This window comes from Pseudomonas sp. PDM31 (assembly GCF_019218965.1).
In the GTDB taxonomy this organism is placed as follows: Bacteria; Pseudomonadota; Gammaproteobacteria; order Pseudomonadales; family Pseudomonadaceae; genus Aquipseudomonas.
In genome coordinates this window covers 160792-177130 of the sequence record NZ_JAHUWS010000008.1, presented here as the reverse complement: position 1 = coordinate 177130, position 16339 = coordinate 160792, and the positions used below count along the sequence as shown (strand labels likewise).

14 protein-coding genes are annotated in these 16339 nt (G+C 59.2%); 8 read left to right on the top strand and 6 right to left on the bottom strand.

Features of this window, described 5'->3' with window-relative positions; translation table 11 throughout:
* The first annotated feature begins 8 nt into the window (after positions 1 to 8).
* The 3 genes from KW839_RS17260 to KW839_RS17250 are packed head-to-tail and all read left to right on the top strand — an operon-like array spanning position 9 to position 2882.
* Complete coding sequence (locus KW839_RS17260; protein WP_060543537.1) at positions 9 to 809, top strand: carbohydrate ABC transporter permease; 801 nt, start codon at positions 9 to 11, stop codon at positions 807 to 809.
* Between the two features lie 10 nt (positions 810 to 819).
* Positions 820 to 1092: a DUF2160 domain-containing protein gene (locus tag KW839_RS17255; protein WP_060543610.1), complete on the top strand. Its 273-nt coding sequence runs from the start codon at positions 820 to 822 to the stop codon at positions 1090 to 1092.
* Between the two features lie 47 nt (positions 1093 to 1139).
* On the top strand, positions 1140 to 2882 hold the full coding sequence (locus tag KW839_RS17250) for an ABC transporter substrate-binding protein (protein WP_060543538.1): 1743 nt from the start codon (positions 1140 to 1142) through the stop codon (positions 2880 to 2882).
* A 199-nt stretch (positions 2883 to 3081) separates the two neighbouring features.
* Here KW839_RS17250 and KW839_RS17245 read toward each other — a convergent pair whose 3' ends face one another.
* Complete coding sequence (locus KW839_RS17245) at positions 3082 to 4491, bottom strand: heavy metal sensor histidine kinase (protein ID WP_060543539.1); 1410 nt, start codon at positions 4489 to 4491, stop codon at positions 3082 to 3084.
* Positions 4488 to 5162, bottom strand: coding sequence for a heavy metal response regulator transcription factor (locus KW839_RS17240; RefSeq protein WP_218425009.1), 675 nt, complete (start codon positions 5160 to 5162; stop codon positions 4488 to 4490). The genes KW839_RS17245 and KW839_RS17240 overlap by 4 nt, the downstream gene beginning before the upstream one ends.
* 477 nt (positions 5163 to 5639) lie before the next feature.
* Between KW839_RS17240 and KW839_RS17235 the strand changes: the two genes are divergently transcribed.
* The 5 genes from KW839_RS17235 (at position 5640) to KW839_RS17215 (ending at position 12160) form a co-directional block, all read left to right on the top strand.
* A complete protein-coding gene (locus tag KW839_RS17235) occupies positions 5640 to 6920 on the top strand; it encodes a TolC family protein (RefSeq protein ID WP_218425008.1) in 1281 nt (426 codons plus the stop codon).
* A gap of 81 nt (positions 6921 to 7001) precedes the next feature.
* A complete protein-coding gene (locus KW839_RS17230; RefSeq protein WP_218425007.1) occupies positions 7002 to 8222 on the top strand; it encodes an efflux RND transporter periplasmic adaptor subunit in 1221 nt (406 codons plus the stop codon).
* A gap of 50 nt (positions 8223 to 8272) precedes the next feature.
* A complete protein-coding gene (locus KW839_RS17225) occupies positions 8273 to 11425 on the top strand; it encodes an efflux RND transporter permease subunit (protein ID WP_218425006.1) in 3153 nt (1050 codons plus the stop codon).
* Positions 11426 to 11548: 123 nt separating this feature from the next.
* Positions 11549 to 11749, top strand: a complete 201-nt coding sequence (locus KW839_RS17220; RefSeq protein ID WP_060543544.1) for a co-regulatory protein PtrA N-terminal domain-containing protein — start codon at positions 11549 to 11551, stop codon at positions 11747 to 11749.
* A 78-nt stretch (positions 11750 to 11827) separates the two neighbouring features.
* Positions 11828 to 12160 (top strand): DUF2790 domain-containing protein, encoded by a 333-nt coding sequence (locus tag KW839_RS17215; RefSeq protein ID WP_218425005.1) that lies wholly within the window; start codon positions 11828 to 11830, stop codon positions 12158 to 12160.
* 115 nt (positions 12161 to 12275) lie between these two features.
* On the opposite strand, the gene KW839_RS17210 is transcribed toward KW839_RS17215, so the two are convergent.
* The 4 genes from KW839_RS17210 to nuoN all read right to left on the bottom strand — a co-directional run bounded on the left by KW839_RS17210 (position 12276) and on the right by nuoN (position 16337).
* Positions 12276 to 13589: an OprD family porin gene (locus KW839_RS17210; protein WP_218425004.1), complete on the bottom strand. Its 1314-nt coding sequence runs from the start codon at positions 13587 to 13589 to the stop codon at positions 12276 to 12278.
* A gap of 262 nt (positions 13590 to 13851) precedes the next feature.
* Complete coding sequence (locus KW839_RS17205) at positions 13852 to 14229, bottom strand: type II toxin-antitoxin system VapC family toxin (protein ID WP_060543546.1); 378 nt, start codon at positions 14227 to 14229, stop codon at positions 13852 to 13854.
* Positions 14226 to 14465 (bottom strand): type II toxin-antitoxin system Phd/YefM family antitoxin, encoded by a 240-nt coding sequence (locus KW839_RS17200; protein WP_060543547.1) that lies wholly within the window; start codon positions 14463 to 14465, stop codon positions 14226 to 14228. Before KW839_RS17200 ends, KW839_RS17205 begins: the two co-directional genes overlap by 4 nt.
* Positions 14466 to 14873: 408 nt before the next feature.
* A complete protein-coding gene (nuoN, locus tag KW839_RS17195; RefSeq protein ID WP_060543548.1) occupies positions 14874 to 16337 on the bottom strand; it encodes an NADH-quinone oxidoreductase subunit NuoN in 1464 nt (487 codons plus the stop codon).
* Positions 16338 to 16339: the final 2 nt, after the last annotated feature.

Genomic DNA, 16339 nt, shown 5'->3' with positions numbered 1-16339 from the left:
GGCCCGCCATGAGCAAGAGAAAGCTTATTCCGCTGCTGGTCTACATCCTGTTCCTGCTGGTGCCGATCTACTGGCTGCTGAACATGTCCTTCAAGAGCAACGGTGAAATTCTCGGTGGCCTGACGCTGTTCCCACAGGACTTCACCTTCGCCAACTACAAGGTGATCTTCACCGATCCGAGCTGGTACACCGGTTACATCAACTCGGCGTATTACGTGAGCCTCAACACCATCATTTCCCTGACAGTGGCGTTGCCGGCGGCCTACGCGTTTTCGCGCTATCGTTTTCTCGGTGACAAGCATCTGTTCTTCTGGTTGCTGACCAACCGCATGGCACCGCCAGCGGTGTTCCTGCTGCCGTTTTTCCAGCTGTATTCGTCGATCGGCCTGTTCGACACCCACATCGCCGTGGCCCTGGCCCACTGCCTGTTCAACGTGCCGCTGGCAGTGTGGATTCTCGAAGGCTTCATGTCCGGGGTTCCCAAGGAAATCGACGAAACCGCCTACATTGACGGCTACAGTTTCCCCAAGTTCTTCGTGAAGATTTTCATCCCGCTGATCGGTTCCGGCATCGGTGTGACGGCGTTCTTCTGCTTCATGTTTTCCTGGGTCGAACTGCTGTTGGCGCGCACGCTGACTTCGGTGAACGCCAAACCCATTGCGGCGGTGATGACCCGCACGGTCTCGGCATCCGGTATCGATTGGGGCGTGCTGGCGGCGGCGGGGGTGTTGACCATCCTGCCGGGCATGCTGGTGATCTGGTTCGTTCGCAACCACGTGGCCAAGGGCTTTGCCCTGGGCCGGGTATGAGGAACTGATGATGGAATGGATGAGCTGGACCGCCCCGACGGCGGTATTTTTCAGCGTGATTGCCTTGATCCTGGTGTGCATGACCACCTGGGAGCTGCGTTCGCCGAGCATACTTCGGCGAGGTTTTCTGCCCATTGCCACCACCCGTGGCGATCGGCTGTTCATCGGTCTTCTCGGCAGCGCCTACCTGCATCTGCTGGTAATCGGCGTCACCGACTGGAGCATCTGGGTAGCGTTCGCGTTGTCCCTGGTGTGGCTGTTGGCTGTGATGCGTTGGGGCTAGTCGAATCGCTCGGCAATGTTGCTCCGCAATCTAAACAGGAGGTCTCTATGTTCGACAAAAACAACAAGCTGCGACATAGCATTTCATTGGCAGCCATGCTGGCACTCAGCGGTTTGAGCGCGTCGGCCTGGGCGGATGCTTATGAAGACGCCGCGAAGAAATGGATCGGCAGTGAATTCAAGCCGTCCACCCTGACGGCGGATCAGCAGCTCGAAGAACTGAAGTGGTTCATCAAGGCGGCGGAGCCGTTTCGCGGGATGAACATCAAAGTGGTTTCGGAAACCATCGCCACCCACGAATACGAGTCCAAGGTACTGGCCAAGGCCTTCACCGAGATCACCGGGATCAAGCTGACCCACGACCTGCTGCAGGAAGGCGATGTGGTGGAAAAACTGCAGACGGTGATGCAGTCGGACAAGAGCATCTATGACGGCTGGGTCAACGACTCGGACTTGATCGGTACGCACTTTCGCTACGGCAAGACCGAATCGATCACTGACCTGATGGCCAACGAAGGCAAGAACTTCACCTCGCCGACCCTGGACCTCAAGGACTTCATCGGCATTTCCTTCACCACCGCGCCAGACGGCAAGATCTATCAGTTGCCCGACCAGCAATTCGCCAACCTTTACTGGTTCCGCGCCGACTGGTTCGAACGTGCGGACCTGAAAGCCAAGTTCAAGGAAAAGTACGGCTACGAATTGGGCGTACCGGTGAACTGGTCGGCCTATGAAGACATCGCCAAATTCTTCAGCGAAGACGTCAAGGAAATCGACGGCAAGCGGGTCTATGGGCACATGGACTATGGCAAGAAAGACCCTTCCCTGGGCTGGCGCTTCACCGATGCCTGGTTCTCCATGGCCGGCGGCGGCGACAAGGGCATCCCCAACGGTTTGCCGGTGGACGAGTGGGGCATTCGGGTCGAGGACTGCCATCCGGTGGGCTCCAGCGTGACCCGCGGTGGCGACACCAACGGCCCGGCGGCGGTCTTCGCGACCACCAAGTACGTCGACTGGCTCAAGGCCTATGCACCACCGGAAGCGGCGGGCATGACCTTCTCCGAATCCGGCCCGGTGCCGTCCCAGGGCAACATTGCCCAACAAATCTTCTGGTACACCGCATTCACTGCCGACATGACCAAGCCGGGCCTGCCCGTGGTCAACGCCGATGGCACGCCGAAATGGCGCATGGCACCTTCGCCACGCGGGCCGTACTGGGAGGAGGGCATGAAGCTGGGGTATCAGGACGTGGGTTCCTGGACGTTCATGAAGTCCACGCCTGAGAAACAGAAACTCGCCGCCTGGCTCTACGCGCAGTTCGTGACCTCGAAAACCGTGTCGCTGAAGAAAACCATCGTCGGCCTGACGCCGATCCGCGAGTCGGACATCAACTCGCAGGCCATGACCGACCTGGCGCCGAAACTCGGTGGCCTGGTGGAGTTCTACCGCAGCCCGGCCCGCGTGCAATGGACCCCGACCGGGACCAACGTGCCTGACTATCCGCGTCTGGCGCAGTTGTGGTGGAGCCACATCGCCGAAGCGGCCAGCGGCGAGAAAACCCCACAAGAAGCTCTGGATGGCCTGGCCAAGGACCAGGATGCAATCATGACCCGTCTGGAGCGCTCGAAGGCCCAGGCCACCTGCGCACCGAAAATGAACCCCGAGCGCGACGCGCAATACTGGTTCGACCAGCCGGGTGCACCGAAACCGAAACTGGCCAACGAGAAGCCTAAAGGCGAGACCGTGAGTTACAGCGAACTGCTGAAGTCGTGGGAGGCGGCGCGTAAGTAAATTGCTTGTAGGGTGAAACGCGAACGGCACCGGAAGGTGCCGTTTTTGTTTGTGCCCGTTATGGCCTCTTCGCGAGCAAGCCCGCTCCCACAGTTGTTGGTGCAAGACTACAAATGTTGTGTCCACCCTCATCCCCTGTGGGAGCGGGCTTGCTCGCGCAGAGGCCATAACGGGCAACCAAGATATACAGCCGGATACTTCAGTGTGCCACCCCCTCAACCGCAGGAAACCCCAACCGAAACACCGTCATCGTCCCAGGCACACTTTCAACCTCTGCCACCCCCTGATGCAGGCTCATGATCGACCGTACGATGGCCAGGCCCAGTCCGGTGCTGCCTTGTGCGCGGGAGCGGCTGCTGTCGACCCGGTAAAAGCGATCGAACAGTTGTTCAAGGTGTTTTGCTTCGATGCCGGCGCCCGGGTTGCTGACCCATAGCGAAACCTGTTTCGCACCCTGTTCGATCAGCACCGCCACCGTCTGCCCGGACGGGCAGTGACGCAGGGCGTTAGACAGCAGGTTCGAGATCGCCCGTTGAATCATCAATCGGTCGCCCATCACCCGAGCGTTGCCCGTCACACTCAAGTGAATCTGCTTGTCCTGGGCCGAAAGGGAAAACAGATCGGCGACTTTCAGTGCCTCATCTTCCAGGGCAATCAGCTCAAAGGGCGCGAGCGCCGCCGGATGGCTGACCTGTGCCAGAAACAGCATGTCCGAGACAATGCGCGCGACGCGTTCGAGTTCCTCGGTACACGACACCAGAATGTCTTTGTACTCCTCGGTCGTGCGTTCCCGGGACAGCGTCACCTGCGCCTTGCCCATCAGGTTGTTGATCGGCGTGCGTAATTCATGGGCCAGGTCATCGGAGAACTGCGATAGCTGCTGCACGCCGTTGTCGAGGCGGTGCAGCATGAAATTGATGCCCTGGGCCAGTTCGCTGAGTTCCTGGGGCATGTTCACCACCGACAGCCGATGTTCTAGGTCCTGGGCCGAAACCATCGCCGCCACTTTGCGAAACTCACGCATCGGTGCCAGGCCTCGCTGCACTGCCACCCAGGCACTCAGACCGATGAAGATCAGCAGTAACGGCAAGGCCATCAGCGTCGAACGCAAATAAGCACTGAGCAATGCCTGATCGTTAGCGTTATCCATCGACAACAGCACCGGGACGCTGGTGCCGTCCTTGATGCGTATCAGTCTGGAGGCGGTGAGGAATTTTCCGCCCTGGTCGTCAGTGCCTTGCGAGTACGCCAATTGATCGGTGGCCGCCCGCACCGCCTTCAGTTCGAGGCGCGGATCGGCCATGCCAGTGCCGGACTTCAATAGCGGGGCGCGCAGAATGCTGCGCGGGTAAATGGTCAGCGTCAGGTTGTCATGCCCCATGACCTGGTCGAGCAGGATGTGCGGTTTGGAACTGATTTCTCCGGGGTTGGAGTACAGCGCCAGGCTGTGTTCCACCTGCTCCATCTTCTTTGCCAGGCTGTCTCTGGATAACGCGTTCAGCTCGTGGGTCAGGGTGAAATAGGCGAGGATCGCCAGGAACACCACCAGCAGCGCCCCGACAATGCTGACCGTCAGACCGAGGCGCAGCGACAGGCTCGCAGGCTTCATGGCCGCGCCTCCAGCACGTATCCGACACCGCGCAGGGTGTGAATCAACTTGTTGTCGAACGGCTCGTCGATTTTCGCCCGCAAACGCCGGATCGAGACTTCGACCACATTGGTGTCGCAGTCAAAGTTCATGTCCCACACCAGGGTAATGATCTGGGTGCGGGTGAGCACCTCGCCCGAATGGCGCATCAGCAGATGCAGCAGGGCAAACTCCTTGGTGGTCAGGTCGATGCGCTGCTCGCCACGAAAGGCTCGGTGGCGCCCCGGGTCGAGCTCCAGATCGGCGACTTTGAGCACCTGTGCAACCGGGATGTTTTCACTGCGGCGCATCAGGCTGCGCACCCGAGCGAGCAATTCGGGGAACTCGAACGGCTTGACCAGGTAATCGTCCGCGCCCAGATCCAGGCCGCGGATCTTGTCGGTAAGCCGACCACGGGCGGTGAGCATCATCACCCGGGTGGAGCGGGTACGGCGCAGTTGTTCGAGTACGCCCCAACCATCCAGTTGCGGCAGATTGACGTCCAGGATCACCAGTTCATAAGCCTGTTGTTGGGCCAGATGCAGTCCATCGGCGCCCGTTGCCGCGCGGTCAACGATATAACCACTTTCCGTCAGTCCCTGATGCAAGTATTCGGCAGTTTTGAGCTCGTCCTCGACGACAAGGATTCGCATGATCAATCACCACTTTTATTAAATGAAAAATAATTAAGGTGGTCTGGAAAGTTATTGTTTTTGTGGGCTTCCGGACGGTTGTTTGCAACGACTGGTTGAGTGCAATGCTGCTTTCCTGCAAATGTTTCTCCGGGTAACGGCGTGCAGGGTAAAGTCTGTAGTGGCTACAGAGTCAACCGCAACCCTCGGTCATCGGCCTTGAAAGTCGGGCTCTGCGACAGCTTGTCGCAGAGCCCGCGGATGATAGTTCTTCATCTTCACGGGGTTTTAAATCAGGCAACTACAGTTCGGCGGATAAATGCGTGTATTTGTTTCATTGTATTGCTGTGATCGCCTTTGCACTCAGCATGCTAGAGCAAAACAACTTGTCGGGCTGTTGAATAACGTATTTGTAATTTTCCAGTCACCTTGTCGATAAGTTCAAAACCCTAACGTGGCGGGATCGAAGATTCTTGGTTTATCGAAGGAAGTATTCAATTGCCCGGGTTTAAAGAACTGACGGCGCGATCTCGCCTGAAAAAAACCGCTAGCGGGGTGGCTGCCACCTGCTTTTTGTTGCTGTCCGGGTCGTGTCTGGCCGCTGTTTCGTCTGGCTCGATACTGACACTGGATCAGGCTTTGCAAACGGCGTTGGCCGGCAATCCGGATTTGGCGGCTGCCCAGTGGGATATCGGCATTGCCGAAGGGGATCGACAGCAGGCCGGATTGATCCCCAATCCCGAGGTGTCGTGGGAGGCTGAAGATACGCGGCGCGAATCGCGAACGACCACTGTGATGATCAGCCAGCCCCTTGAACTGGGCGGCAAACGGGGGGCGCGGATCGATGTTGCCAGCCGCGGGCAGGACGCCGCCGCAATCGAACTGGAGCTCAAGCGAAATGCGCTGCGAGCGGACGTCATCCAGGCGTTCTCCAGTGCGCAGACCGCGCAGCAGCGCTTGCAGTTGTCCCGCCAGTCACTGGAACTGGCCGAGCAGGGTTTGCGGGTGGCGCAAGGCAGCATCCAGGCAGGTAAATCATCGCCGGTCGAAGGCACGCGGGCGCAAGTGCAACTGTCGCAAGTGCGTCTGGAGTTGAGTCGGGCCGAGCGCGATCAGGCCAATGCCTATCAGCAACTGGCGCAAGTCATGGGCGCACCGTTGCCGACGGCGGTCAGTGTGCAGGCTGCGGCTCAAGGCTTGCCTGTCGTGCCGCCACCGACCCGATTGCTCCAGCGTCTGAATCAAACGGCCGAGCTGCGCCTGGCCAAAATGCAGATCGACCAGCGTGAAGCGTCGTTGGAACTGGAGAAGACGCAACGGATTCCCGATCTGACCGTGAGCGTCGGCAGCCAGTACAGCGAGCAGGAGAAAGAGCGGGTAAACGTCGTCGGGCTGTCGATGCCAATCCCACTGTTCAACCGCAATCAGGGCAACGTGCTGGCGGCCGCCCGGCGCAGTGATCAGGCGCGGGATCTGCGCAATGCCACTGAGCTACGGTTGCGCACGGAAATCCAGGCGTCGCTGGAGCAATGGCAGACCGCCAACGGCGAAGTCAAAGCGTTCAACCAAAGCATCCTGCCCGCCGCGCAAAGTGCCGTCGACAACGCTACCCGAGGTTTCGAAGCGGGCAAGTTCGGCTTCCTCGAGGTGCTCGACGCCCAACGGACCCTGATCGATTCACGCACCCAATACATCCAGGCCGTGGCCGAAGCCACGGACGCGCGAGTCCGTATCGAACGCATTTTTGGCGATCTCGACGCGCTCGCGGTCGGCCCCTGAATTTCATCTTTCAAATAACTGCGAGGCCGCGAAGCACTCACGACAGCGTGGTTGCCGAGGGGCTGATGCAGAGGAGTTTCCATGGATAAAAAACTGATCGTTGTCGCTGTGGCGACCTTGGCCCTGGGCATCGGTATCGGCTCGCTCAGGGTGGGCAACGCTTCCATTGACGCCCACGCCGATGAAGCTTCGGAGCATGCCGATCATGCCGAAGCTGGCGCATCAGCCGGCGGCGAACCTGCCGAAGATGAACCTGCCGAAGGTGAACACCAGGAAGGGTATCTGACTCTCAATGCCGAACAGATCAAGGCGGCGGGCATTCAATTGGTTGAAGCCGGCGCGCGGCCCATCAGTCTCGGCTTGCCGTTCCCCGGCGAAGTACGTTTCGATGAAGATCGCACGGCGCATTTGGTGCCTCGGGTGCCGGGGGTAGTGGAGTCGGTACAGGCCAACCTCGGGCAATCGGTAAAAAAAGGCCAGGTGCTGGCAGTGATTTCCAGTCAGCAGATTTCCGATCAGCGCAGCGAGCAGGCGGCGGCACAACGGCGTCTGGCGCTGGCGCGAACCACTTACGAGCGTGAGCGCAAATTGTGGCAGGACAAAATCTCCGCCGAACAGGATTTCCTCCAGGCCAGACAGGCGCTGGAAGAAGCCGAAATCGCCCTGAACAATGCCCGGCAGAAAATCAGCGTGCTCAGCGGCAGCGTGGTCGCCACCGGGGGCAATCGCTATGAACTTCGCGCGCCATTTGACGGCGTGGTGGTGGAAAAACACCTGACTCCGGGGGAGGTGGTCGACGAAACCACCACGGCCTTCACACTTTCGGATCTGTCCCGGGTGTGGGTGACCTTCGGCGTATCGCCCAAGGATCTGGCCAAGGTGCAGGTGGGCAAACCGGTCTTGGTGAGCAACCCGGAACTGAATGCCGAGGTTGCGGGTACTGTGGCTTACGTCGGCAGTCTGCTGGGCGAACAGACGCGTACCGCAACGGTTCGCGTAACGCTGGAAAACCCGCAAGGTTCGTGGCGTCCCGGGTTGTTTGTGACGGCTTTGGTCGCCACCGACAGCCGCCAAGCCAGGGTCGCCGTTCCTGAAACCGCGATCCAGACGGTCGAGGACAAACCCACAGTGTTCGTGCGCACCAGCGACGGGTTCAAGGCACAGCCAGTGGAGTTAGGCAGTCGTGCGGCCGGCCAGGTGGAAATCACCCAGGGGCTGGAAGCCGGCGTGCAGGTCGCCAGCGCCGGCAGCTTCATCCTCAAATCGGAACTGGGCAAAGCGGCAGCTGAGCACTCTCACTGAAAACGTCAGTGAATCCCACCGTTCCGCCCCCCCCTCGACGAGAGGTTCTCATGTTCGAACGCCTGATCCAGTTTGCCATCGAGCAGCGCATCATTGTGATGCTCGCCGTTCTTCTCATGGCCGGCCTTGGCATCGCCAGTTATCAAAAATTGCCGATCGACGCCGTGCCCGACATCACCAATGTCCAGGTGCAAATCAACACCGGTGCGGCCGGGTTTTCGCCGCTGGAAACCGAGCAGCGCATCACCTTCCCGATTGAAACGGCGATGGCCGGCCTGCCGGGACTTGAGCAGACCCGCTCGCTGTCGCGTTCGGGGTTGTCGCAGGTCACGGTGATTTTCAAGGAGGGCACCGATCTGTTCTTCGCCCGACAATTGGTCAACGAACGCCTGCAGATCGCCAGGGAGCAGTTGCCCGAGGGGGCGGACCCGATGATGGGGCCGATTTCCACCGGGCTCGGCGAGATCTTCCTGTGGACTGTGGAGGCGCAGGAAGGGGCGGTGAAGGACGACGGGAGCGCCTATACGCCGACCGATCTGCGGGTGATTCAGGACTGGATCATCAAACCCCAATTGCGCAACGTCCCCGGCGTGGCCGAGATCAACACCATTGGCGGGTTTGCCAAGGAGTACCAGATTGCCCCGGATCCGAAACGGCTGGCGGCTTACAAACTGACCCTTGGCGATCTGGTCACGGCGCTGGAGCGCAACAATGCCAACGTCGGCGCCGGCTACATCGAGCGCAGCGGCGAGCAGTTGCTGATTCGAGCCCCCGGTCAGGTGGCGAGCACCGAGGACATTGCCAATATCGTGATGGCCAACGTCGACGGCACGCCTATCCGGGTCAAGAACGTCGCCACTGTCGATATCGGCCGCGAACTGCGTACCGGGGCCGCCACGGAAAACGGTCGCGAAGTGGTGCTGGGGACTGTGTTCATGCTGATCGGCGAGAACAGTCGCACCGTCTCTCAGGCAGTGGCCAGCAAACTTGAGCAGATCAACCGTTCGCTGCCCAAGGGCGTGATTGCCGTTGCGGTGTATGACCGCACGCATCTGGTGGACAAAGCCATCGCCACGGTGAAGAAGAACCTGGTGGAAGGCGCGATTCTGGTCATTGCGATTCTGTTCCTGTTTCTGGGCAACATCCGCGCGGCGCTGATTACCGCGATGGTGATTCCGCTGTCGATGCTCTTCACGTTTACCGGCATGTTCACCAACAAAGTCAGCGCGAACCTGATGAGCCTCGGCGCACTCGACTTCGGCATCATCGTCGACGGTGCGGTGGTGATCGTCGAAAACACCCTGCGACGGCTGGCCCATGCGCAGCAACATCACGGGCGTTTGCTGACCCGCTCCGAGCGTTTTCACGAAGTGTTTGCGGCAGCCAAAGAGGCGCGGCGACCGTTGATTTTCGGCCAGTTGATCATCATGGTCGTGTACCTGCCGATCTTCGCCCTGAGCGGTGTCGAAGGGAAAATGTTTCACCCGATGGCCTTCACCGTGGTGATCGCGCTGCTGGGCGCCATGCTGTTGTCGGTGACCTTTGTCCCGGCGGCCATTGCGCTGTTCGTCACCGGTAAGGTCAAGGAGCAGGAAGGGGTGGTCATGCGCGGGGCGAGGCGCGTGTATGCACCGGCGTTGTCCTGGGTGATGAGCCATCGGCCGCTGGCCTTGGGCATGGCGCTGGCTGTGCTTGCACTCAGTGGCGTATTGACCAGTCGCCTGGGCAGCGAATTCGTGCCGAGTCTCAGTGAAGGCGATTTTGCCCTGCAGGCCTTGCGCGTGCCGGGTACCAGCCTGACCCAATCGGTCGATATGCAGCAACGCCTGGAAACGACGATCCTGGGCAAAGTGCCGGAGGTCGAGCGCGTCTTCGCCCGTACCGGCACGGCTGAAATCGCCTCCGACCCGATGCCGCCGAACATCTCCGACAGCTACGTGATGCTCAAGCCGAAGGAGCAGTGGCCAGACCCGGACAAGTCCCGGGAAACGCTGATGGCCGAACTGCAACAAGCCGCGGCGACGCTGCCGGGCAGCAACTATGAACTGTCCCAGCCGATCCAGTTGCGCTTCAACGAACTCATTTCCGGGGTGCGCAGCGACGTGGCGGTCAAAGTGTTCGGCGATGACATGGACGTACTCAACACTACGGCGGCGAAGATCGCGGCCGCGATGCAGAAGGTCGACGGCGCTGCCGAGGTCAAGGTCGAGCAAACCACTGGTTTGCCGGTGCTGACCATCAACATCGACCGCGACAAAGCGGCGCGCTACGGGCTGAATGTCGGCGATGTGCAAGACACCATTGCAATGGCGGTTGGCGGGCGTCAGGCCGGGACGCTGTATGAAGGTGACCGGCGTTTCGACATGGTGGTGCGCCTGTCCGATGCCATGCGCAAGGATATCGAGGGCCTGTCCGCGCTGTTGATCCCGGTACCGGCACCGCTCAATAGCGCCACCGATCAGATCGGTTTCATCGCCCTCAAGGACGTTGCCAGCCTCGATCTGGTGCTCGGACCGAATCAGGTCAGCCGCGAAAACGGCAAGCGGCTGGTGATCGTCAGCGCCAACGTGCGTGGGCGGGATATCGGCTCCTTCGTCGAAGAGGCTGGCAAGGTGATCGAGCGCGAGGTCCAGGTTCCGGCGGGTTACTGGACCAGTTGGGGTGGGCAGTTCGAGCAATTGCAGTCGGCAGCCAAGCGCTTGCAGATCGTGGTGCCGGTGGCGCTGCTGCTGGTGTTCGGCTTGTTGTTCATGATGTTCAACAATCTCAAGGATGGGCTGCTGGTGTTCACCGGGATTCCATTTGCCTTGACTGGCGGCGTCATGGCGTTGTGGATGCGCGATATCCCGCTGTCGATCTCGGCGGGTGTGGGGTTTATCGCGCTGTCGGGGGTGGCGGTGCTTAACGGCCTGGTGATGATCGCGTTCATCCGCAACCTTCGCGAGGAGGGGCGATCACTGGGTGATGCGATCAACGAAGGCGCACTCACACGTTTGCGGCCCGTGTTGATGACGGCGCTGGTGGCGTCCCTGGGCTTCATTCCCATGGCCCTGGCAACCGGCACGGGGGCGGAGGTACAGCGTCCGCTGGCGACGGTGGTAATTGGCGGGATTCTGTCTTCGACCATCCTGACGCTGCTGATATTGCCTGCGTTGTATCAGCTGGCGCATCGGCGGGAGGAGGAGATAACGCCCACTGCGTAGAACTTCCCGTTGGAAGTGAGAGTTGATTCGCGCACATAACGAACTTGTAATTTCGCCGCCACCGTGACGATAGGACCGGATTGTTACCCTGATTCCGTAAATTAATTCAACGAGGAATCAAACATGAAACTTGTACAACTGAGTGTGTTGGCGGCGGCGATGGTGATGTCTTCTGTTGTCCTGGCTGCAGGTGGTGGCGACAGAACCTTCAAAAGAATGATGGCGAATAAAGATCAGGCGATGGAGAAGTTTGTCGCCAAAGAGCAGGCGCGTGATCCCGTCGTGCTGAATGAAAAGAAGGATGACAAGACTAAAGACTTGTAAATGTTTTTTGTTGAATAAGCCCATCAACGAATGCCGATGATGGGCTTTTTTATCAGCCGGGTTTTAAAGGAATTGCAGATGAAAGTGACTAAATTGATTATGTTCGCCGCAGCGATGATGGTGTCGCTCAATGGGTTTGCTGAAGGTGGCGGTGACAGGGTGTTCGAGAAAATGCTGAGTGCCAACACTCGTGCCATGGAGCAATACGCCGTCAATCAGGGCAAACCCGTGCCTGTGGTGAAGGACTACGAGTACGGGATGAAACTGGATGTGGTCAAGGTGGTGAGCGTTGTACGGCCCGTGGCGGGGTGTGCGGCGGTGCCGGCAGCCATGACGTATGAAGACTCCCAAGGGCAACTGAATACGATCAAGTACACGGTGGCGGGGGATTGTCCCGGGCGTGGTGGTTAAGGGGTGAGGGCTAAACACCAGACAATAAAAAAGGCGTCCCGAAGGACGCCAAAAGATTCACCTCTTACCAAAGGAGCCAGGAGCTTCTAAAGGTGAATTTGTACAAAAGCTGAAGTCAGAGAACGGCCAGCGGATACTCGATAATCACCCGTACTTCATTCAGGTCTGATTCAAACGCCGTGGCGCGGGTAGTGGCTTGACGCACACGCAAGGACAGATCCTTGAGCGAGCCGCTCTGCACCACGTATTTGGCTTCGATATCGCGCTCCCAGCGTTTCTGGTCGGTCAACGGGTTGCCTTCGTCATCGCGGCGCATGTACACCGAGTTGGCGTTGGAGTAGTCGGCATCACTGCCACGAGCATAACGGGTCATGAACGACAGCCCCGGAACACCATAGCCCGTCATGTCGAGGTCGTAGCGCACCATCCAGGAACGCTCCTTCGGCGCGTTGAAGTCGCTGTACTGGATGGAGTTGTCGAGGTAGATCGAATCGGACTGTCTCAGATAGTCGAAGTCGTCATTGCCGTTGTTTTGCTGGTGCGACAGTGCGATGGAGTGGGCGCCGAATTTCACGCCGGCCTTGGCGCTCCAGATGTCGTTGTCGAACGCGCCGAGCAATTGCTTGCCTTCGTCGACGGCCTTGTAATAGTTCACGCCGCCAAACAGCGACAGGTCGGTCGACAACGGGTAAGTCCACGTGGTGCCGGCGTAGTACTGATTCCAGGCTTCCTTGAGACGGCTGGAGTACAGGCTGAAGCTGAGATTGTCGTTCAGTTCGTAGTCGCCACCGAAATAAGCGAGCCAGGGTGAATCGACCGGACCGCCATAGAAAGCCTCGAAGTTTTCGTTCATGTCACTGGAGTCCGGCTGGCTCATCGCATGCACGCGACCGCCCTGTATCGACAAACCGTCGATACTGCTATTGGTCGCGGTGACGCCCTTGAAGCTTTGCGGCATCAGCCTGGAATCGCCGGCAGCGACGACCGGGGTGGCGGGGAATACATCGCCGACTTTTATTTCCGTATCAAAGGCGCGCACTTTGGCGGCGCCTCCGACCTTGGAGTATTCGTCCTGCGCCTGGCCTTCGTTATTGACAGGCAGTACGTTGCCACCGTTGCGACCGTCGCCGGTATCGAGCTTCACGCCGATCATGGCAAACGCATCCAAACCCACCCCGACGGTGCCCTGTGTGTAGCCGGATTCAAACTTGCTGATAATCGCGTGAGCCCAGGTTTCTGTATACCCGTTACCGGTTGAACTGGACTGGCCTTTACGGTAATCACGGTTGAAGTAGAAGTTGCGGTTGAGCACGGTCAGGCTACTGCCCTCGATAAACCCTTCGGCTTTATCTTGCGCTGACACCATGGATGGCGCGGAGCCGATAACCAGCGCTAACGCCGCTATCGACCATTTAGTCTTGTTAACCATCAATCACTCCTTGGGTTTGGCCGCGCGGGTACATGCCCGGGACGTGAGCCTTTTGGGGCGGTGGCAGGCATGGGGGCGCCTGCCAGGGCGCCGGGTGACATCCTTGCAATGGGCGGATAACGCCAAGGTGATAGGGTGATTACAATTTCGTCATGTGCAGCCCGGCGGTACCGTTCGGCGAGTGCTTGCTAAAAAGGACGGAGGGCTTGGGGCCAATTGCTGTAGACGCAAAAACGGCACCCGAAGGTGCCGTTTCAATCGATCAGACCAGTACCGCCAGGTCCGTGTACCGGGCAATGCTGGAATCGGTAGTGAGCAGCTTCATGGGTTCGGTCATGGCCGTTGCCACAAGCAGGCGGGCGAACGGATCCCGGTGGTGATGTTCGAGGTCTTTCACCGCAATGCAATGTTCTGACGTCACCGGTAGCTCGATGAACCCGCTTTCGCGACAGTACTGACGAATTTCCTCCAGATCGACATTCAGCTTTCCTAACCCGATCTTGATTGCCAACTCCCAGAATGTCGCGGCGCTGATATAAACATCGGCGGCGTTTTCAATGAGCTTTCTGGCTTTGCCGGATAACCTGGGGTCGTCGCACAGGGTCCAAAGCAAGATGTGGGTGTCGAGCAGAACCCTCATTCGGGGATTCCTTCAAATGCATCCAGCATCTCGTCTGGCAGCGGTGCATCGAAGTCTTGAGGCAAGTTCAGTTTGCCCTTCATCGCCCCGATGCGTTGCCCGCTGGCTTTTCCCACGGGAACCAGTCGAGCAAGCGCACGACCATGTTTGGCGATCGTAATGACCTGCCCGGCGGCCGCATCATCGACGAGTTTGGACAGATTGTTTTTTGCTTCGGCCAGCGGAACGATGATCATGGCTCTTCTCCTTTATTCTGGCCAAATATGGCCAGAATAAAGGTCGTTGACCAAAGTAATTTCACGATAGGTTACGTCTTCATGTGTCGAGCGGGATGGGTAATCAAAACGACTGTCCCGTAATGTGAGGGTTTCCTGTTTCATTGGATGTTCCGAACGGCTTTCCATGCACCATACGTCCGGCAGCGATGATTGGATGTCAGCTATTGCACACCTTCAAGCAGGTTGCTTCCTGAAAAGGGTAGGGTAGGAAGGCCAAAACATTTCAGCTGGCGGCTATTCCTACAGTCTGTCCATCCCATGATGTAGGACTCACTTGGACAGCACTCCCGGGATACTGAAATCCCATAAAGCAAAAACGGCACCCGAAGGTGCCGTTTCTGTTTATTGCCAGGTTCGTCTAAACAATCAACCCGCCAGACCCGATTGCTGAACCAGGGTCAGCAGCGGTTGTGGGTAGACGCCGAGGAAGAACGCGACCACGGCAATGGCCAGCAGCATCACACCGCCTGCTTTCTGTTCCCAATGCAGTTGCGCATCGTGGCGACGCAGGCTCGGTTCGATCAGGTAGAGGGTGACCATGACGCGCAGGTAGTAGTACACGCCGATGGCACTGCCCAGTACCAGGGAGCCGACCAGCCACCATTGATGGGACTCGACGCCGGTGGCGATGATGTAGAACTTGCCGATGAAGCCCGCGGTCAGCGGGATACCGGCCAGGGACAGCATCATCACGGTCAGTACGGCGGTCAGGTACGGACGGCGCCAGAACAGGCCGCGGTATTCGTACAGGGCATCGGCGTCACGGCCGTTGTACGGCGAGGACATCAGGGTGATCACGCCGAACGCCCCGAGGCTGGTGATCACGTAGGTGACCAGGTACACGCCGATGGCTTCCACGGCCAGACCCTTGCTCGCCACCAGGGCGATCAGCAGGTAGCCGAAGTGGGCGATGGACGAGTAACCCAGCAGACGCTTGAGATTGCTCTGGGTCAGCGCCAGCAGGTTACCGAACAGGATCGAGGCGATGGCGATAACCGTCAGCACGTCGCTCAGAACGCCGCTGCTTGCGGCAGGGGAGATCTGGAACAGACGCACCATCACTGCGAACACGGCGACTTTCGAAGCGGTGGCCAGGAACGCAGCCACCGGTGCCGGAGCACCTTCGTAGACGTCCGGAGTCCACAGGTGGAACGGTACCAGCGACAGCTTGAACGCCAGGCCGATCAGCATCATGCCCAGGCCCAGTTGCGCCAGCGAGCTAGGCAGGCCCGTTGCCGCCAGCGCCTGACCGATACCGGTGAAGCTCAGGGAACCTGAGTCTGCGTACAGCAGCGCCATGCCGAACAACAGGAACGCGGAACCGGCAGCCGACAGCACCATGTACTTGATACCGGCTTCCAGCGAACGCTTGTTGAAGAAGGCGTAAGCTACCAGACCGTAGACCGGCACCGAGAGCAGTTCCAGACCGATGAACAACCCGGCCAGGTGCTGCGCGCTGACCAGCACCAGGCCACCGGCGGCGGCCATCAGGATCAGCAGGTACAGTTCTTCACGGTTGCCCGGGTAACCCGAACCGCCATCGCCGAGGTAGGCGTGGGCAAGGGTCACACAGGCGAGGGTGGCGACCAGGATCAGCGCCATGTACAGGCAAGCGAAGGTGTCGATCTGCAGCAATGGCGTCACGGCCAGGGGCGCGACTTTCAGGGCCGGCAGGATCGACAGCAAAGCCAGGTTCAGGCCCGCCACCGACAGCAGGAAGGTCTGGGAGTGGTTGCGGCGCCAGGCGATCGCCAGCATCACCACGATGATCGTGGCGCTGGTGATCAACAACGGCGCTAGCGCGATAAAGTGTTGAGTCGTGAATTCCATAG